This is a genomic window from Mycobacterium sp. 29Ha, from assembly GCF_032883055.1.
Classification (GTDB): Bacteria; Actinomycetota; Actinomycetes; order Mycobacteriales; family Mycobacteriaceae; genus Mycobacterium; species Mycobacterium gallinarum.
The window spans coordinates 121,652-142,488 of record NZ_JAMQTI010000002.1 but is presented as its reverse complement, the minus strand read 5'-3'; the positions used below and the strand labels follow the sequence as shown (position 1 = coordinate 142,488).

General features: G+C 65.8%; 23 protein-coding genes. 12 read left to right on the top strand and 11 right to left on the bottom strand.

The genetic code is table 11. The features are described from left to right. Positions 1-4 precede the first annotated feature (4 nt). The gene (locus M1248_RS03245; RefSeq protein WP_163726092.1) at positions 5-1,447 is read left to right on the top strand and encodes an amidase; all 1,443 of its coding nucleotides are present in this window, start codon (positions 5-7) and stop codon (positions 1,445-1,447) included. On the opposite strand, the gene M1248_RS03240 is transcribed toward M1248_RS03245, so the two are convergent. Continuing rightward, the gene (locus M1248_RS03240; RefSeq protein ID WP_317147528.1) at positions 1,442-2,572 is read right to left on the bottom strand and encodes a glycerate kinase; all 1,131 of its coding nucleotides are present in this window, start codon (positions 2,570-2,572) and stop codon (positions 1,442-1,444) included. The two genes, M1248_RS03245 and M1248_RS03240, sit on opposite strands and share 6 nt — an antisense overlap. A gap of 20 nt (positions 2,573-2,592) precedes the next feature. Continuing rightward, positions 2,593-3,027, bottom strand: a complete 435-nt coding sequence (locus M1248_RS03235) for a MarR family winged helix-turn-helix transcriptional regulator (protein WP_174262004.1) — start codon at positions 3,025-3,027, stop codon at positions 2,593-2,595. A 36-nt stretch (positions 3,028-3,063) separates the two neighbouring features. Here M1248_RS03235 and M1248_RS03230 point away from each other — a divergent pair, with 36 nt between their 5' ends. From M1248_RS03230 to M1248_RS03215, 4 genes are all read left to right on the top strand, one after another. After that, positions 3,064-3,741: a class I SAM-dependent methyltransferase gene (locus M1248_RS03230; RefSeq protein WP_163726098.1), complete on the top strand. Its 678-nt coding sequence runs from the start codon at positions 3,064-3,066 to the stop codon at positions 3,739-3,741. 86 nt (positions 3,742-3,827) lie between these two features. After that, positions 3,828-4,604 carry a UMP kinase gene (gene pyrH / locus M1248_RS03225; protein ID WP_163726100.1) on the top strand — a complete coding sequence of 259 codons (777 nt, stop codon included), beginning with the start codon at positions 3,828-3,830 and terminating at the stop codon, positions 4,602-4,604. Positions 4,605-4,648: 44 nt separating this feature from the next. Further along, entirely contained in the window at positions 4,649-5,206 is a 558-nt protein-coding gene (gene frr, locus M1248_RS03220) for a ribosome recycling factor (RefSeq protein ID WP_083129212.1), read from the top strand. Beyond that, positions 5,206-6,084, top strand: coding sequence for a phosphatidate cytidylyltransferase (locus tag M1248_RS03215; RefSeq protein ID WP_232076066.1), 879 nt, complete (start codon positions 5,206-5,208; stop codon positions 6,082-6,084). Before frr ends, M1248_RS03215 begins: the two co-directional genes overlap by 1 nt. Here M1248_RS03215 and M1248_RS03210 read toward each other — a convergent pair. Further along, positions 5,992-6,951 (bottom strand): DMT family transporter, encoded by a 960-nt coding sequence (locus M1248_RS03210; protein WP_410506611.1) that lies wholly within the window; start codon positions 6,949-6,951, stop codon positions 5,992-5,994. The two genes, M1248_RS03215 and M1248_RS03210, sit on opposite strands and share 93 nt — an antisense overlap. A 69-nt stretch (positions 6,952-7,020) precedes the next feature. On the opposite strand from M1248_RS03210, the gene rlmN reads away from it, so the two are divergent. Beyond that, positions 7,021-8,145, top strand: a complete 1,125-nt coding sequence (gene rlmN / locus M1248_RS03205) for a 23S rRNA (adenine(2503)-C(2))-methyltransferase RlmN (RefSeq protein ID WP_163726103.1) — start codon at positions 7,021-7,023, stop codon at positions 8,143-8,145. On the opposite strand, the gene M1248_RS03200 is transcribed toward rlmN, so the two are convergent. From M1248_RS03200 to M1248_RS03185, 4 genes are read right to left on the bottom strand one after another with little or no spacing between them, the layout of a single operon-like run. Then, positions 8,124-8,555 carry a nuclear transport factor 2 family protein gene (locus tag M1248_RS03200; protein ID WP_317147527.1) on the bottom strand — a complete coding sequence of 144 codons (432 nt, stop codon included), beginning with the start codon at positions 8,553-8,555 and terminating at the stop codon, positions 8,124-8,126. The two genes, rlmN and M1248_RS03200, sit on opposite strands and share 22 nt — an antisense overlap. Then, positions 8,552-10,036: an aldehyde dehydrogenase family protein gene (locus M1248_RS03195; protein ID WP_317147526.1), complete on the bottom strand. Its 1,485-nt coding sequence runs from the start codon at positions 10,034-10,036 to the stop codon at positions 8,552-8,554. The genes M1248_RS03200 and M1248_RS03195 overlap by 4 nt, the downstream gene beginning before the upstream one ends. Before the next feature lie 56 nt (positions 10,037-10,092). Next, a complete protein-coding gene (locus M1248_RS03190; RefSeq protein ID WP_163726112.1) occupies positions 10,093-10,641 on the bottom strand; it encodes a TetR/AcrR family transcriptional regulator in 549 nt (182 codons plus the stop codon). 33 nt (positions 10,642-10,674) lie between these two features. Beyond that, positions 10,675-11,790 carry a phosphotransferase gene (locus M1248_RS03185; protein ID WP_317147525.1) on the bottom strand — a complete coding sequence of 372 codons (1,116 nt, stop codon included), beginning with the start codon at positions 11,788-11,790 and terminating at the stop codon, positions 10,675-10,677. A 55-nt stretch (positions 11,791-11,845) separates the two neighbouring features. Between M1248_RS03185 and M1248_RS03180 the strand changes: the two genes are divergently transcribed. Genes M1248_RS03180 through M1248_RS03170 form a run of 3 tightly spaced genes read left to right on the top strand, consistent with a single transcriptional unit; the run spans position 11,846 to position 15,253 of the window. Then, complete coding sequence (locus tag M1248_RS03180) at positions 11,846-13,012, top strand: CaiB/BaiF CoA transferase family protein (protein ID WP_163726118.1); 1,167 nt, start codon at positions 11,846-11,848, stop codon at positions 13,010-13,012. A gap of 43 nt (positions 13,013-13,055) precedes the next feature. Further along, positions 13,056-14,180, top strand: coding sequence for a hypothetical protein (locus M1248_RS03175; protein ID WP_317147524.1), 1,125 nt, complete (start codon positions 13,056-13,058; stop codon positions 14,178-14,180). Next, positions 14,177-15,253, top strand: coding sequence for a phosphotransferase family protein (locus M1248_RS03170; protein WP_317147523.1), 1,077 nt, complete (start codon positions 14,177-14,179; stop codon positions 15,251-15,253). Before M1248_RS03175 ends, M1248_RS03170 begins: the two co-directional genes overlap by 4 nt. Before the next feature lies 1 nt (position 15,254). Here M1248_RS03170 and M1248_RS03165 read toward each other — a convergent pair whose 3' ends face one another. Continuing rightward, a complete protein-coding gene (locus M1248_RS03165; RefSeq protein ID WP_317147522.1) occupies positions 15,255-16,319 on the bottom strand; it encodes a phosphotransferase family protein in 1,065 nt (354 codons plus the stop codon). Continuing rightward, positions 16,316-16,864, bottom strand: coding sequence for a helix-turn-helix domain-containing protein (locus tag M1248_RS03160; RefSeq protein ID WP_317147521.1), 549 nt, complete (start codon positions 16,862-16,864; stop codon positions 16,316-16,318). Before M1248_RS03160 ends, M1248_RS03165 begins: the two co-directional genes overlap by 4 nt. Positions 16,865-16,908: 44 nt before the next feature. Between M1248_RS03160 and M1248_RS03155 the strand changes: the two genes are divergently transcribed. The 3 genes from M1248_RS03155 to M1248_RS03145 are packed head-to-tail and all read left to right on the top strand — an operon-like array spanning position 16,909 to position 19,177. Further along, positions 16,909-18,162: a cytochrome P450 gene (locus M1248_RS03155; protein WP_163726133.1), complete on the top strand. Its 1,254-nt coding sequence runs from the start codon at positions 16,909-16,911 to the stop codon at positions 18,160-18,162. A gap of 8 nt (positions 18,163-18,170) precedes the next feature. Then, on the top strand, positions 18,171-18,362 hold the full coding sequence (locus M1248_RS03150) for a ferredoxin (protein WP_163726136.1): 192 nt from the start codon (positions 18,171-18,173) through the stop codon (positions 18,360-18,362). A gap of 35 nt (positions 18,363-18,397) precedes the next feature. Then, complete coding sequence (locus M1248_RS03145; protein ID WP_232076067.1) at positions 18,398-19,177, top strand: MarP family serine protease; 780 nt, start codon at positions 18,398-18,400, stop codon at positions 19,175-19,177. A 4-nt stretch (positions 19,178-19,181) separates the two neighbouring features. Here M1248_RS03145 and M1248_RS03140 read toward each other — a convergent pair whose 3' ends face one another. Next, positions 19,182-19,997 carry a thioesterase family protein gene (locus tag M1248_RS03140; RefSeq protein WP_317147520.1) on the bottom strand — a complete coding sequence of 272 codons (816 nt, stop codon included), beginning with the start codon at positions 19,995-19,997 and terminating at the stop codon, positions 19,182-19,184. Next, positions 19,994-20,830, bottom strand: coding sequence for an SMP-30/gluconolactonase/LRE family protein (locus tag M1248_RS03135; protein ID WP_317147519.1), 837 nt, complete (start codon positions 20,828-20,830; stop codon positions 19,994-19,996). Before M1248_RS03135 ends, M1248_RS03140 begins: the two co-directional genes overlap by 4 nt. Between the last annotated feature and the right edge of the window lie 7 nt (positions 20,831-20,837).

Genomic DNA, 20,837 nt, shown 5'->3' with positions numbered 1-20,837 from the left:
CTGTATGAAACGTCCTGATGAGGCCCTCGGCCGGAGAACAGACGGCCGATGCCACGCCTTCGGCGACGACGCCCTCGGCGACCTCGACGCCGTCGGCCTTGTCGAGGCCCTGCGGGCGGGCACCGTGTCCGCGGTTGAACTCGTCGACGCGGCGATCGCCCGAGCCGAAGCCGTCAACCCGGCGCTCAACGGCCTCGCTTTCGAGGCGTACGACCGTGCCCGGGCGCGTGCGGCGGCATCACGTCCGTTCGGTGGCTACTTCGACGGTGTGCCGTCGTTCATCAAGGACAACGTCGCCGTCGGGGGCTGGCCCACGATGCAGGGCACCGACGCATGGGATCCGGAACCGATGCCCGCTGACGGCGCGTTCGCTCGGGTATTTCTCGCCACTGGACTGGTGCCGTTGGGCAAGACGCAGATGTCGGAGTTCGGCTTCAGCGGCGCGGCCGAGCATCCGCGCATCGGCCCGGTGCGCAACCCGTGGAATCCCGAGCACACCGCGGGCGCGTCGTCGTCGGGCTCCGCCGCGTTCGTCGCTGCCGGCGTCGTCCCGATCGCGCACGCCAACGACGGCGGCGGTTCGATCCGAATTCCGGCTTCCTGCAACGGTTTGGTCGGGTTGAAGCCGACACGTGGCCGCATCCCGCTCGATAAGGAGACCGCGCAGATGCCGCTGCATCTGGTCGCCAACGGCGTGGTGTCGCGTTCGGTGCGCGACACCGCCGCGTTCCTGCGCGAAGCCGAGCGCGTCCACCGCAACCCGAAGCTGGCACCCATCGGGGACGTGACGCAACCCAGTAAGCAGCGACTGCGCATCGCCGTGTGCACACAATCCATTTCGCGCGACGCCAGTCCCGAGATCCGCGAGCTGACACTGAAGACAGCGGCGATGCTGGAGGAGCTGGGCCATCGCGTCACCGAGATCGACAACCCCGTCCCCGCCCGCTTCAAGGACGACTTCCTGGTCTACTGGGCGTTTTTGGCGATGGCCGTGGTCCGCGGCGGACGTCGGATGTTCGGGCCCAGCTTCGACCGCTCGCGTCTGGACAACATCACGCTCGGACTCGACCGCAAGGCCGCCCGCAACTTGTACAAGGTGCCGATGGCCATCCGACGGCTGTCCGCGTCACACCGAATCACCGCGAAGCTGGGGGAGCAGTACGACGCCGTGCTCATGCCAACGCTGGCCGAGGTCACGCCGCCGATCGGTCACCTGGACCCGACGCAGGATTTCGAGACTGTGATGAACCGGCTCGTTGATTGGGCGGCCTTCACCCCGCTACAGAATGCGACCGGCGATCCCGCAATCTCGTTGCCGCTCGCGGAATCCGCCACGGGTCTGCCGGTCGGCATGATGCTGTCGAGCCCGCGTGGCCGCGAAGCCCGACTGCTGGAGTTGGCGTACGAGCTCGAAGAGGCCCACCCGTGGGCGAAAATCCATTCATGAGCCAGTGATCTGACGGCAGACCTCTGCCGTTGCGCGCGTAAGTGATTCGGCACCTTCGCGCAGTGCCTGCTCGATGGGCGTGCCCTCCGCGGTGATCGCGACGAGCCGCTCCACTCCGTGCTCCAGCAGCACGGAGGCATCCGGCGCCACCCGCCCGGCGAAGATCACCACCCTCGCACCGTTCCGTGCCGCGGCCTGTGCGACGCCGAAAGGTGTTTTTCCCATGACGGTTTGGGCGTCCACGCTGCCCTCGCCGGTGAAGACCCAGTCGGCCCCGCGCACGGCCTGTTCGAGGCCGACGGTAGCGGCGACCTCGTCGACGCCCGGCTTGCTTTCCGCACCGAGGAACTCGACGAGCGCGAAACCCAGGCCACCCGCCGCGCCGTTGCCCGGCCGCTGCGGGTTCGCTTTTCCCAGCGTCGCGGACGTGACGGTCGCCAGTTGCGTCAAAGCCGATTCCAGAGTCTGGACATCGGCCGGCGTCGCCCCCTTCTGAGGTCCGAACACGGCGGACGCGCCAGTGGGGCCCAGGAGCGGAGCGGTGACGTCGGTCGCGACGTTGATGCGGACATCGCGCAGCCGCGGGTCCAGACCGGACAAGTCGATGCGATCGAGGTGGCGCAGCGCGGCGCCGCCGGGTTCGAGCGCGGCACCGTCGGCGTCGACGAACGACGCGCCGAGTGCGGTGAGCATGCCCGCGCCGCCGTCGTTGGTGGCCGATCCGCCCAACCCGATCAGGATTTCCTCGGCACCGCGGTCCAGTGCCGCGGAGATGAGCTGTCCGACACCGAAGGTGCTGGCGCGCAGCACGTCTCGCTGATCGGGCGGGACGAGCTCCAGGCCCGCGGCGGCCGCCATCTCGATGACCGCCAACTGACGCAGCGGGATGTAGCCGTAGCGCGCCGTGATCGTCGCGCCGAGCGGACCGGACACCTGCGCCTCGATGTGCTGACCGTGCAGTGCGTCGACGACAGCGTTGACGGTGCCCTCGCCGCCGTCGGCCATGGGAACCCCGACGCATTCGGCATCGGGTAGCACCTGCTGTACGCCGGCCCGCATCGCGGCAACCGCTTCGGTCGCGGTCATCGACTCCTTGAACGAGTCCGGGGCGAGGACGATCTTCATCGGTCCCAGTCTCGCAGAACCTAGTCGGAACCGAGTGCCACGAGGACCCGTTTGAACTCCTGACGCTGTTCGGCGGTCAGACCGGACATCAGCTTGCGCTCCGCGGCACGAACTCCGGCGTCGGTGCGCTTGAGTAGTCCCTCGCCCTCGCGCGTCAACCGGGCGGGCAGCGACCGTCCCGATGTCACGCTCGCCGGCCGGGTGACCAGTCCGCGCTCCTCGAGGCGGCGCAACACCATGTTCATCGCCTGCGGGGTGACGTTCGTGTAGCGGGCGAGATCGGCATTGGTCCGGTCCGGGTACTTCGACAGGATCCGCAGGCAGATGTATTGCGGGAAGGCCAGTCCCATCGGATCCAGCACCGCCGCGGTGACTTCCGCCCGCAGCGCATTGGCCACCCGGGACAGCAGATATCCCAGCGGCTGATCCTCGAGCATGTCCTCCATATCAAGCATCTTGACACATATCAACCAGGTTGATATACCGGTTTCATGACGCAACCCACGAATGAGATGTTCGAATCCGCATACCGGGGCGAGGCGCCCGAGATGGCCGGAGCGAAGCCGCCGTGGAGCATCGGTGAGCCGCAGCCCGAGCTCGTGACGTTGATCGAGCAGGGCAAAATCCGCGGCGAGGTACTCGATGCCGGCTGCGGTGAGGCCGCCATCTCGCTGTATCTGGCCGAACGCGGGTTCACCACCGTCGGGCTGGACCAATCGCCGACCGCCATCGAGCTGGCGAAAGCGGAGGCCGCCCAGCGCGGGCTGACCAACGCCAGCTTCGAGGTCGCCGACATCAGCGATTTCGGCGGATACGACGGTCGCTTCGACACGATCGTCGACTCGACGCTCTTCCACTCGATGCCGGTCGAACTGCGCGACGGATATCAGCAGTCGATCGTGCGGGCCGCAGCGCCCGGCGCGTCGTACTTCGTGCTGGTGTTCGACAGGGCCGGCATGCCCGACGGGCCGGCCAACCCCGTCACCGAGGACGAACTGCGCGAGGTCGTGTCGAAGTACTGGACCATTGACGAGGTCAAGCCGGCGCGGATCCACGGCGTATTCCCCGAGGGCTTCGAGGCGTTCTTTCCCGTAACCGACGTGCGGAAAGAGCCTAATGGCCGCCACTCGGTGCCTGCCTTCCTCCTCACTGCGCATTTGCCGGACTGACCGCGACGCGCGACCCCGCTTCTGGGTCTGGGGGCCGCCATGAGGCAGGATTAGGGGAATCTCAGCAAGGACCCCGAAGGAGTCGGATGGCAGAGCCAGCCAGCCAGCCAACCAGCCCCAACGGTGCCGACCCTGTTTCCTCCGATACGCCGCTGCGGCCGGGGTACTCCCGCGTGCTGCTCAAGCTTGGCGGTGAAATGTTCGGTGGCGGCCAGGTGGGCCTGGACCCCGACGTCGTCCAGCAGGTGGCACAACAGATAGCCGAAGTCGTTCGCAGCGGTGTGCAGGTCGCCGTCGTCATCGGTGGCGGCAACTTCTTCCGAGGTGCGCAGCTACAGCAGCGTGGAATGGAGCGAACCCGCAGCGATTACATGGGCATGCTCGGCACCGTCATGAACAGCCTTGCGCTGCAAGACTTCCTGGAGAAGCAGGGCATCCAGACCCGCGTACAGACCGCGATCACCATGGGCCAGGTCGCCGAGCCGTACATCCCGCTGCGCGCACGCAGGCACCTGGAGAAGGGCCGTGTGGTCATCTTCGGGGCCGGTATGGGGCTGCCGTACTTCTCCACGGACACGACCGCCGCGCAGCGAGCGTTGGAGATCGGCGCCGAGGTGGTGCTGATGGCCAAGGCGGTCGACGGAGTCTTCACAGCAGACCCGAGAGTGCACCCCGACGCCGAGTTGCTGACCGCGATCAGCCACCGCGAGGTCATCGACCGTGGTCTGGCGGTCGCCGATGCGACCGCGTTCAGCCTGTGCATGGACAATGGCATGCCGATCCTGGTGTTCAACCTGCTCACCGACGGCAATATCGCGCGTGCCGTCGCAGGTGAGAAGATCGGAACACTGGTCACCACCTAAACAATGGACGCGCACCGCCAGGAGCGCGTCATGAGGAGAGCAACGTGATCGAGGAAACCCTCTTCGATGCCGAAGAGAAGATGGAGAAGGCGGTGGCGGTGGCGCGCGACGACCTGTCGTCGATCCGGACCGGGCGCGCCAATCCCGGCATGTTCTCCCGCGTCAACATGGACTACTACGGCTCACAGACGCCGATCACACAGCTGTCCAGCATCAACGTCCCCGAGCCGCGGCTCGTCGTGATCAAGCCGTACGAGTCCAACCAGCTGCGCAACATCGAGGACGCGATTCGCAACTCGGATCTGGGTGTGAACCCGACCAACGACGGCAATGTCATTAGGGTGTCCATTCCGCAGCTCACCGAGGAGCGTCGTCGTGACCTCGTCAAGCAGGCCAAGGCCAAAGGGGAGGACGCCAGGGTCTCGGTGCGCAACATCCGTCGCAAGGCCATGGAGGAGCTGCACCGCATCAAGAAGGACGGCGAGGCGGGCGAGGACGAGGTGAGCCGGGCCGAGAAGGACCTCGACAAGGTCACCCACACCTACACCAACCAGATCGACGAACTGGTCAAACACAAAGAAGGCGAGTTGCTGGAGGTCTAGTGACCGACCAGCACATGACTCCCGTGGCAGAAACGCCGGTCGAAGGGCCACCCAAGAAGAAATCCCGGGCCGGCCGTGACCTGCCTGCTGCCATCGCGGTCGGTGTGCTTCTCGGCGGACTTGCGATCGGCGTGCTGCTGTTCGCGCCCATCGGATGGCTGGTGATGCTGTCGGTGGCGATCCCGATCGGCATGCACGAGGTCATCCGCCGGCTAGGGGAGGCCGGCTATTCGCTGCCCGCGATCCCGCTGCTCGTCGGTGGCCTGGCGATGATCTGGCTGACGTGGCCGTTCGGGCCTGCTGGGCTGCTGGGTGCGTACGCCGGAACGATCGTCGTGTGCATGGTGTGGCGCCTGGTCGGGCGTGGGCTCAATCAGCAGCCCGAGAACTACCTGCGCGACATCTCGGCGACGATCCTGCTGGCGACGTGGGTGCCGCTGTTCGCCAGCTTCAGTGCGCTGCTGATATTCCAGGAAGACGGCGGAATCAGGACGTTCGTGGTGATCCTGACTGTCGTGTTCGCCGACATCGGCGGCTATGTGGCGGGTGTGCTGTTCGGCAAGCATCTGATGGCGCCCGCGATCAGCCCGAAGAAATCCTGGGAGGGCCTGGGCGGCTCGCTGGTGTTCGGCATCACCGCATCGGTCCTGGCGGTGGTCTTCCTGCTCGACAAAGCGTGGTGGGTCGGGATTCCGCTGGGTCTGCTGCTGGTCATCACCGGCGTGCTCGGCGACCTGGTCGAGTCGCAGGTCAAGCGCGATCTCGGCATCAAGGACATGGGCAAGCTATTGCCCGGCCACGGGGGAATCATGGACAGGATCGACGCGATGCTGCCCTCGGCGGTCGCGGGATGGATCGTCCTCACGCTGCTGGCGTGAACCCCTGGCGTTGAGCCAACAGGCGACGGCACCGACGACCAGGCCCACAGCGATCCCGATGTCGGGGCGCTGGCCGAGCATCACCCAGGACATAACGCCCGCCACCGCCGGGATCACGGCGAACAGCATCGCCACCGCGGCGGCGCCGTACTCGGTGATACCGCGGACGTAGAGCGTCATGGACAGCACCGCGTTCAGCAGCACGACCGCCGCGACGGCCGCCACCGCCTTCCACGGATCGGTCACCGTCCACGGCATCACCGCGGCCAGGGCCACGACGGGCAGGATGCAGGCGGCGTTCTGCAGGGCCGCAGTCGCCCGGAAGTCCACGCCGGAGCAGAATTTCTGCTGGTATACGCCACCCGCGGCCACGCTGAACAACGAGACGAGGATCAGCAGGACCGCGGGATCGACCCCGCCGACCGCGATCAGGCGTCCCGCACAGGACGCGAGCACCGCCACCACACCCAGCGCCAGCGCCACGACCCGCGTTCTGGTGAGCCCCTCGCCGAGGAACATCGCGGCCAGCACCGCCGTCACCACCGGATTCATCGAAATGATCACCGCGCCGAGCACAGCGGGTGCACCATGCATCAGCGCCACATAGAGGCAGGTGAACAGCAGGCCCTGGGCAAGCAGGCCGCTGATCAACACGTGCACCAGCGTCCGCCCTGTGGGCCAGTTCACCCTCGCGAATTTGGCCCACGTAGCGAGGATCGCCGCGGCCAAACCAAACCGGAAAACCAGCACAGCCATCGGTGACATCACTGAAACAGCAAGCGCGCCAACGGGATAGCCCAACGCATAGAAGAACGTCAGAGCCGACGCCGAGCCGAGCGGCATGGTCCTGGTGGGCATATGACCCATAGTTGCGGCCAACGCGGAAGTTCGCGAATTAATTTCGGGCCGTCACCAATGAGATACTGGTAGGAGCTCATGGCCATCTCCCTGCCTCTCGTTTTCGACGCTCCGCGACGTGCAATGCCGCCGCGTCACCTCGCCGACCTCGACGACGACGCGCGCAACGCCGCCGTCGCCGAGCTGGGGCTGCCCGCATTCCGGGGTAAACAGCTGGCCAACCACTACTACGGACGGCTGACCGCCGACCCTGCGCAGATGACCGACCTGCCGGCGTCGCTGCGCGATCAGATCGGGGACGCGCTGTTCCCGAAGCTGCTCGACGCCGTGCGCGAGATCGAATGCGACAAGGGCGAGACCCGCAAGATGCTGTGGCGTGCGGTCGACGGCTCGACCTTCGAATCGGTGCTGATGCGCTATCCGCAGCGCAATACCGTGTGCATCTCGTCGCAGGCCGGTTGCGGGATGGCGTGCCCGTTCTGCGCGACCGGCCAGGGCGGCCTGCAGCGCAACCTGTCGACCGCGGAGATCCTGGAGCAGGTGCGGGCGGCGGCGGTCGAACTACGTGACCGCGACGGCGAGGGGATTGCGCCTGCCGCGCGCGGCGGCCGGCTGTCCAACATCGTGTTCATGGGGATGGGCGAGCCGCTGGCCAACTACAACCGCGTGCTTGCCGCCGTGCATCGCATCACCGCGCCGCCGCCCAATGGTTTCGGCATCTCGGCTCGCTCGGTCACGGTGTCGACGGTCGGGCTCGCGCCGGCGATCCGCAAACTGGCCGACGAACACCTCGGCGTGACGCTGGCGCTGTCACTGCACGCGCCCGACGACGAGCTGCGCGACACGCTGGTTCCGGTGAACAATCGCTGGAAGGTCTCCGAAGTGCTCGATGCGGCACGGTATTACGCGAACACAACGGGGCGGCGGGTGTCGATCGAGTACGCGCTCATTCGCGACATCAACGACCAGCCTTGGCGGGCGGATCTTTTGGGCAAGCTGCTGCACGGTGCGCTGGGACCGTTGGCGCACGTCAACCTCATTCCGCTGAATCCGACGCCGGGTAGCGAGTGGGACGCCAGTCCCAAACCCGCCGAACGCGAGTTCGTCAAGCGCGTGCGGGAGCGCGGAGTGTCATGCACCGTGCGCGACACCCGCGGACGCGAAATCGCGGCCGCCTGTGGTCAATTGGCCGCCGAAGGCTGATCCGCCGCGCCCGGCTGGCCGACGAACCACACGTTCTCCTCGCGGAGTCGACGACTGCGCCAGCCGTCGGGTGTCCGCACCAGTTCATGGTGGTAGTACCCGCCGCACGAACTCATCTCCGCCATCCCAGGCAATTGCATGGGGTTGTAGAACATCGCGCGAACCGTCGCGGTATCGCCGTCGATGTCGCTTTCGATGTTCGTGATGTAGTGCATGCTCCACGGGATCACGCTGAAATTCGCCGCGAACCAGTCCACCACGTCATCGCGGCTGCCCACGATGGCGCCCGCCGAGGAGTAATCGATGTGCGCGTCGTCGGTGAACACCGACCGATACAGCTCCCAGTCCTTGGTGTCGACGGCGCGGGCGTATCGGTAGAGCAGCCGGGCGATTTCGGCTTCGTCGCTCATTCGGGCATGCCGATCGTCTTCGCCTCCAGATACTCCTTGTAGCCCTCTTCACCATTGCGATAACCAAGCCCACTCTGTTTGGTCCCGCCGAACGGACTGTTGATGCCGAAGTGGCTCTTGCCGTTGATGGTGACGTTGCCGGTCCGCATCCGCTTGGCCACCTCGAGCGCGCGGTCCAGATCGCCGCCGCTGACTTCACCGGAGAGTCCGTAGATAGAGTTGTTGGCGATCGCGATGGCCTCCGCATCACCCTCGTAGGGAATGACCGACAACACCGGCCCGAAGATCTCCTCCTGTGCCACTTGCGAATCCGGGTCGACATCGGCCAGCAGTGTCGGCTGGACGTAGTAGCCGGTCGGCAGATTCTCTGGGATGCCGCCGCCGGTGACCAGCCGGGCGCCCGAGTCGATTCCGGACTTGATCAACCCGAGTACCTTCTGACGCTGCCCCTCGCTGATCTGTGGGCCCTGCATGTTGTTCGGATCCCACGGGTCGCCGACCGGAAAATTCTCCATCATGTTCTTCATGATCTCGATCCCTTCGTCATAACGACTGCGCGGCAACAGGATCCGACTGGGCAGAATGCAGCTCTGCCCGGACATCACGCACGCCATCAACGCGGCCATCGGCAGCGCCATGTTGAAGTCGGCGTCGTCGAGCACGATGTGGGCGGACTTGCCGCCGAGTTCCAGCAGCGTCTTCTTGACAGTCGGCGCACCCGCGGCCAGGATGGCCCGCCCCGTCGCGGTGGAGCCGGTGAACGTGATCATGTCCACCCTCGGATCGGCTGACAGCGCCGCGCCCACCTCGTTGGCGTTGGAGACGACGACGTTGAACACACCGGCGGGGATGTCGGTTTCCTCGGCCACGATGCGGCCGTACTCGCTACCCGACCACGGCGTCAGCTGCGCGGGTTTGAGGACGACTGTGTTGCCTGCCATCAGTGCGGGGATCGTTTCGGCGACGTTGAGGTAGAACGGAACGTTCCACGGGGTGATCGCCCCGACCACCCCGACGGGTTCGTAATGGATCTTGCGGCGCGCAGGACCCATCGGGGTTTCGTGCACGCCGTTATCGGCCAGGTACTCGAAGTTCTTGCCGTGCTCGGCCCAGTGCTTGACCTCCTCGATCGGACTCTCGATCTGAGACCCGGTCACCTTCACCGGACAGCCGACCTCGGTGATCAGGACCCGCCGCAGGTGTTCCTTGTTTCGCTCGAACGCCGCGTGCAGCTGGGTGAGGCAGTGATAGCGGAAGTCAAGATCTCGCGACCAGTCGGTCTGGTCGAACGCCCGCCGCGCCGCCCCGACCGCGCGTTCCATGTCGGCGACGGTTCCGTCGGTTGCCTGCCCGGCCACCTCTTCGCTCGCCGGATGGATGACGTCGAATGTCGCGCCGCTGCTGGTGTGTTGCAGTTCGCCGTCGATGAGCATCCGCTCGTCGCCGGCCAGTACTCCCGTTTCGTCCTGCACGCTGGTCATACGCTCAGCATTACAAACTTCGGCGGAAGTGTCACCCCCGGATTGACGCCGAGGAATCAGCCGGGCTGCTTGATCCCAGCCGCGTGCCGCAGCTGTGCCAAAAACTGGTCGTCGTCGTCGCTGCGCACGATGTAGTGCGAGATCGCGACGCGAATTGCGGTGGCCGCCTTGACCGCTCCGTTCGGGCCGCTCAGCAGCTTTTCGAGGCGCGCCCGCATCATCGGAAGAATTCGGCCCAGCTGCCCGATCACGACTTCGGGTTCGATGTCGACCAGTCGCACACCCGAGTAGGAGTGCTGGTACTCGACGATGAATCGCAGCGCCGCGTCGAGTTTCTCGGTGCCGCGCAGGCCCGCTGTCGCCTTGCTGATCCCGTTGTCGAACATCTCGCGTTCGTGGATGCCGAACGCATCGAGCAGTTCCTGCTTGGAGGCGAACCAGCGATACAGCGTCGGCCGGGAGACGCCGGCCTGAAGGGCGACTTCGGAGAGGCTGAGCTTGGTCTGTCCACTGCGGGCGAGTACTTCGGCGGTCGCGACGAGGATTCGGTGTCGGGTCGAGGAGTCCTCGGCTGCTACGGATGTATCGCGCAGTGGATCGTTCACCTTCTGTGCCTCAATCGTTTGGGTTCCATGAGTTTAGTTCGTCACACGCAGCGACTTCTCGAGGACCGCGACCGTGTCGAGATCGTCGAGCGCCGTGACCGCACGCCGCAAACCCTCCAACGCGATGTCTTCGTCCTGCATGCCACCCATCCCGGCGGTGATGAGGGCGGCGGTGTACGCGTACAGCGCACCTTCCCGGTAGCGCTGCCACAGGTCGTCGCGGTCGAGTTCCGGCCCGCCCGCGGCGGCCAGCGCATGGCGGTACCCGTCGAGGATGTCGCGCTGGCTGGCCTGCCGGTCGGTGGCCGTCATGCTCGTGATCAGGGTGTAGGACAGTTCACGGCCGGGGTGCCCGCGGCGCACGGCCTGCCAGTCGAGCAGGCCGGCCTCGCCGTTGCGGAAGTAGACGTTGCCCGGGTGGGCGTCGCCGTGCATGACCGTGTTCGGGGTGGCGTCCAGGAGGGTCGCGACGGCGCGGTAATTCTCGTCGATGAACCGGCCCCGAGCGACGTCGATATCGGTGCGCTCGGCGATCCGGCGAGCGGACCGCTTCAGCAGCGCGCCGACCATCAGCGACGAGTAGTCGTTCGACGCCGAGTACACCCAGGCGGGGATCCGGCCCCAGAACGTCGCGTGCAGCCGGGCCAGCAGGTCGACGATTTTGACCGCACGATCGGTGCTGATCGGCTCGAGCGTGGTCGGGAACTCGCATTCGTCCGCGGGGAGGTCTTCCAGCACAAGCACGTAACGTCCGGTGAGGGCGTCGAACGCGGATCCGTATGACCTGGGCAGCCCGCTCAGTTCCGGTGACAGCTCCCGGTAGAACCGGGTCTCGGTCTCGCCGAGTCGGCCCACCTCCCCCATGAGGCGGGTCGCGGCCGTTTCGGCGGCCATCTTGACGAACACCGAAGCCGGGACGTCGTCACCGGTGAGTGCGATGCGGACTCGCGACGACGTCCCCGCGTCGCCCCCGATCACCGACACCGACGTCACCTTGCGCCCCATCACGAATGACAGGTATGCCGCGTCGAGATCGTCTACCGTGCGGGGGAGCGACCGAACACGGCCGATGGCGGCGTCGGTGACGATACGTTGTACACCGCGCCCGAGATGCCACGCGAGGCCGACGACCGGCGCAACTGACTTCACCTCGCTAGTTTACAAATTTGCCATGATTTGTAAAGCTGTGCCGGAAAGGAATCCGATGGCCGGACCGTTGGCGGGCGTCAGAGTCGTCGAACTCGGTGTGTGGGTCGCGGGACCCGCGGCCGGTGGGATCCTGGCGGACTGGGGCGCCGACGTCGTCAAGATCGAGCCGCCCGACGGTGACCCCGCACGGATGTTCGGCCGAATGCTGGGCGTCGAGGACGGCTCGAGTCCGCCCTTCGAAATGGACAACCGCGGTAAGCGCAGCATCGTGCTCGATGTCACGACCGAGGACGGATGTGCGACCGCGCGTGAGTTGTTAAGCGGCGCGGACGTTTTCCTGACCAACGTTCGACCGGCCGCGCTGGCGCGGGTGGGGCTGGACTTCGAGGCGGTGGCCGCGGACAACCCCGCGCTGGTGTACGGCCTGATCACCGGCTACGGCGAACGCGGCCCCGACGCCGACCGTGCCGCTTTCGACGTCGCCGCGTTCTGGGCACGATCGGGCCTGGCGCACCTGCTTACGCGGCCCGGTGACACGCCGCCGTTTCAGCGCGGCGGCATGGGGGACCACACCGCGGGGATGACCTTGGCGGCAGCGGTGTGCGCGGCGCTTGTGGCCCGCGGCCGCACCGGCAGGGGGCAGCTGGTCAGCACGTCGTTGTACCGGCAGGGCGCTTACACCGTCAGCTTCGACCTCAACACGTTCTTGATGACGGGCAATCCCATCGCGATCGGCCAGCGTGAGTCGATGGGCAATCCATGCATGAACAACTACGCCGCCGGTGACGGACGACGCTTCTGGATCGTGGGCCTGCAGGCGGGTCGGCACTGGCCGCCGCTGTGCCGGGCCGTCGGCCGGGCCGACTGGCTGACCGACCCTCGCTATGACACGCCGTTGAACCGCGCCGTCAACTCGCGGGAACTGATCGCCGAGCTCGACGAGATCTTCGCAACCAAGCCGCTCGAGGATTGGGCGAAAATCTTTGCGGGCGAACCGGATTTCTTCTGGTCGCCGATCAACTCGCTCGAGGACGTCATGGCCGACGAGCAGTTCTACGCATCGGGCGGCATTGTGAACGTGCCAGACGGCGAGGGTGGCATATCGATGGTGGCCTCGCCCGCCGACTTCCACGGCACACCATGGGAACCGCGCTCGCCCGCACCGCAACTGGGGCAGCACACCGACGAGATCCTCGCCGAACTAGCGGATCGGCGCCCCTGACCGCCGGCTTTACAGATTGTGATCGAAATGTCACGCTTTGTGGATGGGCTATTCCGCCGCAGACGAGTCATTCACCCATCAGCTGCCCCGGCCGTTCGACGAGGTGCACCATCCGGACTCCACGTGGTCGGACCGGTGCTACTTCTTCGCCGCCTCGCCCGACGGCGACCTGCTGTTGGCGTCCGGCTACGGCAACAACCCCAACACGAAGTCGGGACTCGGCTATGTCAAGGTGACGTTCGCCGACGGGCGCCACTACGACCTGCTGGCGGGCCGACCGGTTGACGGTGGTGGCCGCGCCGATGTGGGTGCAGGACCGATGCGGTGGACCTGCGTCGAGCCGCTGAAGAAGTGGAAGCTAGAGGTCGAACCGAACAACTCGGGCATCGCGTGGGAGCTGTACTACGAACCCACCGCACCGATGTGGGAGCTCCTGCCGCTCAAGGTGACCGGCAAGAGCGGACGGGTCATCGCGGACATGTATCACATGAAGGAGCCCGGCAAATGGACCGGCTGGGTGGAGGTCAACGGTGAGCGCATTTCCGTCGACGGCTTTCACGGTGGTCGCGACCGGACCTTCGGCGTCCGGGTGGCCGACGAGATCGACTTCTGGCTCTGGCTCGACGCAGGATTCGAGGATCGCGCCATCGAGGCCTGGATTTTCGAAACCGCCGACGGCACAGTGACGTACGTAGACGGCGGTATCACCCACAGCGACGGCACGCTGTCGAAGCGGTTCGTCAAGATCGAGCACGACGTCGAGTTCGACGGCGAGCACAAACGGCCGGCCAAGGCCGTGCTGGTGTTTACCGACGAAGGCGGCACGCAATACCGGGTCACCGCCGAGTCGGCCCATCAACACGTGAACGCCTATTACGGACTGCCGATGTCGAAGTGCACCTACGAAGACCTCGGCGGGGGTGAGTACTTCATCCACTTCCTCTGGGACAGCAAAGAACACGGAGAACTCGTCGAGAACGAGGACAAGGCGATGGCCGTCGACCAGTTGATGCGGTTCGACTTCGAGGGGCGCACCGGATGGGGCATCTTCGAGATCCTCATGGGCGGAGACGCGTACCCCCGCTACCCGAACTGGCGCCCGATGGACATGAAGAAGTTCAAGCAGGACCGTCGTGCGGTCGACCGCAAGGCAGACGAGGAGAAATGAGCTACGGGGCAGAGGTTGTCGACCGGCTCACCGAATGGCTGCATACCCAGCTGCCCGGCACCGACGGTCTGCGGCTCGAGGGCCTTGATCGCGTGGAGTTCGGGCATTCGGCCGAAATGATGGTGTTGACGATCGTCTCGACCGCAGGACGGCGCGACGTCGTGATCCGGTTACGGCCGCCGGCCCCGGCGCTGCTCGAACCCTATGACCTGGCAAAGCAATTCACGGTGCTGCGCGCGCTGGAGGGCTCGGCTGTCCGGGTACCCCGCGCGCTGTGGCTGGAAGATACCGGTGCCGTCCTGGGCCGGCCGTTCTTCGTCATGGAACGGATGCCGGGGACGGTGTACGAGTTGGAGGCGCCATCCGAACCCGAGGTGGACCCCGCCGGCGTCACGCGGATGTGCTTGAGCATGGCAGAGCAACTGGCGGCGATCCACACGGTGAACGTCGCCGACGCCGGGCTGGATTCCCTGGCCGACGGCCTCAGTCACCTCGACCGCGAGATCGGACACTGGTCCGAGGAGATGCAACGGGTCAAACGCGGCACGCTGCCAGCGCTCGAGCGACTGCTGCACGAACTCAAGGCAAGTCAACCCGCGCCATCGACCGCCGTGACCCTCGTGCACGGCGACGCCAAGCCCGGAAACTTCGCTTTCGTCGGCGGCGAGGTCAGTGCGGTGTTCGATTGGGAACTGACCACGATCGGCGACCCGATGACCGATATCGGTTACCTGGAGTTGTTGTGGTGCATGCCGGTAGGGATCCCAAGCCACCAGGCCGCACCGACCATCGACGACGTCGTCGCCCACTACGCGACCGCAAGCGGGCTGACGATCGCCAACCGGGAGTGGTATCGCGCCCTCAACGCCTTCAAGCTCGCCGTGATCAACCTGATCGGCTCCCGACTGTTCGACGACGGAGCCACCGATGACCAGCGCTTCATGCTGAACGCCTACGGCATACCGATGTTCACGCAGATGGGGCTCGCCGAACTGGGCGTCACCGAACCCCTCGACGACGGCCCGGTGCTACCCAGCGAGGAACGGATGAAGCAGGCGCGCGCGACGCACTGAGCTACGTGATACCCAAACGTTGTTCCAGCAAGCCGACGGAGTCGAGGTCCTCGATCGCCTGCGTGGTACTGGCCATCGCGGTAAGCGACACGTCGATCGGCTGCCACTGCGACCCCATCGCGGCGGTGGAAGCGGCGGCTATCCACGAGTAAACCGCGAACAGTCGATATTGCTCGTGCGCGGTTGAGGCGTCGAGTTCGACGCCCCTGCGGGACAACGCGGATCGATATCGGATGAGCAGCGCCTGCTCCTCGGCGCGCCGCGTCTCGATCGGCAGCGAATTGCACAGGAAGTAGGCGACATCGCGCACACCTGGCCCGCGGCCGGCGACAGCCCAATCGTAGAAGCCGGTCCGATCCCCGTCGACGAATAGATTCCCGCTGTGGGTGTCACCGTGGATGAGGGTGCGCTCACCCTCGCCGAACAAGGCGACGATGTCGAGTGATCGGGAGGCGTAGAGGTCGCCGAGACGACGGAACACCGCGGGCATGTCGTCGGCGAACTGGTCAAGCGCGGACACGATGAATTGCGCTCGGCGGGATGCTGTTTGGGCATCGGCGGGCTTGCGCTTCATGCCCGACGGGGTGCGCAGCCAGGTGAGGTCGCGACCCTGAAAGGCCGCGTGCAGAGTGGCGAGCTCGTCCATTGCCGATGCGGCGACCGCGATGATGTCGTCATCTTCAGGTGCGGGAAAGCGGCACCCCGAGGCGGTGAGATCCTCGAGCACCATCACGAACGAGCCGTCGGATTCGTCGTAGCCGGCATGCCAGACCTTCGGTGACCGTACGGGGAGTTCGCCGCCGACTTCGGAGTAGAGCCGCGCTTCGGCTACCCCGAGACCGATCTGACGCAGAAATCTTCGCTGCTCTGCTGCGAAGGGCTGTAGCTTGACGAACACGGTGTCGGGCACGTCCGGCGACTCCGATGATGACACGGTCAACCCGACGCGGGCGCGGCCGGTGGTTCCGGAATGCGCATCGAGGATGTCTACCGCATCGACGGGTGCGCCGAGGGCGTCGGTGAACCAGTCCGGCGTCAGCTCATCGACGCTCGACGGGATGTTCACTGCCCGGTCTCGGGGGCATGGTGTTTGACGCGGGCGGCATGCCGGAGCTGATTGAGGAAGTCGGCGTCGTCGTCGCTGTGCACGACGTAGTGCGAAATCGCCACGCGCACAGCCGTCGACACGGCCAGGCCGGGATCGGGGCCCGACGCGAGCCGTTCGAGCCGCTGCCGCATCAGCGGTATCACCCGCGACAGCCGTTTGATGACCTGTGCCGGTTCGATGTCGATCATGCGCAGCCCGGGGTAGGACTGCTGGTAGTCGACGATGACCCGCAATGCCGCATCGAGCTTTTCGCACGCGGGCAGATCAGCGGTGGCCTCGGACACCGCGGTCTCGTAGAACTGGCGTTCCCACACCACAAACGCCTCGAGTAGTTCCTTCTTGGATGCGAACCATCGGTAAAGCGTGGGCCGCGACACCCCGGCCTGCGAGGCGACCTCTGACAGGCTGAGCTTGGTCATCCCGTTACGGCCCAGCACCTCCGCGGTGGCGGCGAGAATTCGTTGGCGCGTCGAGCTGTCGACCTCGACCCACGAGTTCTCCATCGGCATAGCTTTACAAATTTTTGGCGAAGTGTCACGCTAAATCTGTGACAGCCCCACCTGTGCAGGCGCGTGAGTACAGCCGGTTCGACATCACCTCGCAAGACTTCTGGAGTCGGCCCTTCGACGCGCGTGACGAAGTTTTCGCCGAGCTTCGTGCTGGTGACGGCCTCACCTGGCACCGACCCTTCGATTCGTTGTTTCCGATGGAGGAACCCGGTTTCTGGGCGTTGACACGTCGCGCCGATATCGCTTTCGTCAGTCAGCACCCCGAGCTGTTCACGTCGGCGCAGGGGGTGGCGCTGAATCCGATGCCTGCCGAGATCCAGCGCTTCGCATCGTTCTTCCTGAGCATGGATCCGCCGCAGCACACCGTGTACCGCAGGCTCATCAGCTCGGCGTTCACGCCGCGCAACGTCCGCCAGATCGAAGAGCAGATCCACCGCAACGCCGTCGCGATCGTCGACGAACTCGTCGGTGCCGGGAATGTCGACTTCGTTGCCGCCTGCTCTGCGCGGCTGCCGATGCTGACGATCATGGACATGCTCGGTGTGCCGACCGCCGACCAGCCGGAGGTGGCCTACGCCGCCGAGAAGCTGTTCGGCATGAGCGATGACGAGTACGCGACGGCCGAGGAGCGGGCGGAAGACCCGATTGCGCAAATCACCCTGCTGGCGAACACGGGTGTCGAGCTGGCGCAGTTCCGGCGCAAGAATCCCGGCGACGACCTGATGACGGGAATCGTCAACGCCGAGGTCGACGGCCACCGGCTGACCGACGAGGAGATCGGCGCATTCCTGATCCTGTTGGCGTCGGCCGGGAACGACACCACCAAACAGGCCACGACGCACGCGATGCTGGCCCTGACCGAGAACCCCGCCCAGCGGGACTGGCTGATGGCGGACTTCGACAGCCGGATCGGTTCGGCCGTCGAAGAATTCGTCCGGTGGTCCTCACCGGTGCTGCAGTTCGCTCGTTTCGCGATCGAGGACACCGAGATCAACGGAGCGCCGGTACAGGCGGGCGACAAGGTCGGTCTGTTCTACTGTTCGGCCAACCGGGACGAAGCGGCCTTCTCCGATCCTGGAGTTTTCGATCTATCGCGGTCGCCCAACCCGCATCTCGGTTTCGGCGGCGGCGGACCACACTTCTGCCTCGGCAGCCAGCTGGCAAAGGCCGAGCTGCGAAACCTGTTCCGGGAGTTGCTGACCCGGTTGACCACCGTCGAGTTCGGTGAGCCCGACTTGCTCTACAGCAATTTCGTACATGGCGTCAAACGCCTGCCTGCGTTCGTTCGTTAGGAGTCACCATGCGGGTGGAAGTCGATCTGGACAAGTGCACCGGCCACGGCATCTGCGAATCGATCGCCGAGGACGTGTTCGAGGTGGCCGATGACGGCATCGTCGTGATCCACGACAACGATCGGCCCGAATCCGACCGCGATCGGATGCAGCAGGCCGTGACCCAATGCCCCGTCGCGGCGCTGCGCCTGACCGACTGAGCCCATTTCGCCCGCTGTAGGTCTATGTTTGGCCAATGAAGCCGAGTCGCCTCGCGGCCGTGCTGATCGCCGTCGGCCTGACAATCGGCCTGGCCGGATGCGGCGCGTTCAAGCAGTCGATCGACGAGATCAACTACGTGGCCGAGGCCGCTCCCGCTTTCTCGGTGGTCAATGTCGCACGACCGGACGCCGCACTGGCGAGTGGTGCGGTCGTCGAGCAGGCGGGGCACAGCGTTGTCAGGGTCATCAGCCTGGCCCACTCCTGCAACAAGGTCATGTCGGGTAGCGGTTTCGTAACCGCGCCGGGTCGGGTGATTACCAGCGCGCATGTGGTAGCGGGTGGGGATCGCGTCAGCGTCTCGCTGGACGGTCAGGAACTCACCGCCATGGTGGTGATGTTCGACCCGCTCACCGATATCTCCATCCTCGACGTTCCCGGTCTACAGGCGCCGCCGCTGGACTTCTCTCAAGACACCGCGCCAACTGGCACCGACGCCGTGGTGTTGGGGTATCCCGGTGGCGGACCGTTCGTCGCATATCCGGCGAGGGTTCGGGAAGTCGTCGAGATCAAGGTTTCAGACCTCTATCGGGTGCTGGCTTTGAGCCGCGAGGTCTATGCAATTAGAGGCAGAGTCGGGCACGGCGATTCCGGCGGACCGCTGATCGACCGTGATGGACGGGTACTCGGCATGACTTTCGGTGCGGCGGTTCACGATCCGGAGATCGGCTTCGTACTCACCGCGAAGCTGATCTACCCACACGCCGTCGATTCCACGGCGATGGAGCCGGTTTCGACCGGCCCCTGTATCAACTGACTGGTCAACGGCCCGGCATCGGCCGGACCAGCACCGACTCCTGAATCGCGCCGACGGGACCTGATACGTCGAACAGTGTGCCGATCGTCGTACCGATGCCGTCGGGGCCGTAGTTGGTCTCGGCGCGGATTCCGATCCACTCGCCCTCCGGAATCCGGTGTACATGCACGACCAGGTCGGTGTTCATGAACGTCCACTTCCGGATGTCGAGCTTGGTGCCGATGCCGTTGGCGTCGTCGGCGACCGCGAAGAGGCGCTCCAGCGCGGTCATGGACTCGCCCTTGACGAGGTCGACTTCCGGCCGGATCCAGGACTCGCCGGGCCCGTCGCTCATCGGCTGGGTCAGCCACCGCCAATCGAGGCTGTGCACATAGTTGCGGTCCCAGTCCTTCTTCATGTCGCGGCTGTGTGCCTCCGAGAGCGGCCGCAACGGTGGCGCAGACGTGCGAACGACGTCCGCGGTGTCGATCGTCTTCAGCCGCCACCCGCTCGCGCGTGCGACCGCGCGGGGCTCACCGTCACGTCCGGGGGCCAGCATCTCGGCACTGACCAACTCGATCTGCTTGCCGGAGCGCTCGATTCGGGATCGCACCCACAGATTCCCTTCGGCAGGCACAGCGCCCAGCAGGTCGATCATCACTCGGCTCAGACGGGTGTCGTCGCGCGCCTCGCATTTCTCCAAGGCGCGCGCCAACAGCGCTGAAACCGGTGCGCCGTGCTGTATCTCGGCCGTCCACGTGCTGCGGACGAGGTCGGTCGCGGCGAACTTCTCGCCGAGCGGGTCGGTGGCATCGACCAGCTCGTAGTAGCAATCGCTCACGGCAGCCCGGCTCCCGGGATGTCCAGGGTCACCGCGTCGACGCGTGAGTCCTTGGTCCCGACCAGCCGCTGCGGATAGGCGTCCGTACTGGACAGCAGGAACAGCGTGCGCCGTTCCGGCCCTCCGAGTGTGCAGGCGATCGCGATGCGCTCGTCCATCTCGATCCGATCGGTGACGGCGCCGCCCTCCTCGATCCGCTCGAAGGCGTGGGCCAGTGTCATCGCCACCCACACCCCTCCCTCGGCATCGAGACAGATGCCGTCCGGCGGGGCGTCGAGCCCGTCGGCGAATATCCTTCGGCCGCCCAGTGATCCGTCGGCCGCGACGGTGAACGCGGTCAGCCGCCGCCCGGTCGACTCGGCCACGATCAGCGTCGTGCGGTCCGCTGTGATCGCCATTCCGTTGGGGAAGTCGAGATTCTCGGCGACAACGGCGATCGAGCCGTCGGGATCGACCCGCACGATCACCCCGCCTTCCCGCGCCTGGGATCCGACGTAAGCGCGGCCCGCATCGTCGATCACCATGTCGCCGAGCGCCGCGGGAACGAGGTCGGCCAGTTCGGCGATCGGGTCGACGGTGTACCCGTCATAGCGCAGCAGCCGGCGCTGCTCACCCGACACGATCAGCAGGGTGCCGTCGGGCCGGAATCCCAACCCCGATGGGTGATGGCCGGGCAGCGGGAGGGTGGTCAGGTCCCCACGCAGGTTGACGGTGTGCACCGCCTCACCCAGCATGTCGGAGAACCACAGCAATCCCTCGAACCACCGGGGGCCCTCGCCGAAACAGAAACCTTTGGTCAGTGTCGTCAGGGTCTCGGCACCTTTACAAATCACGTCACAA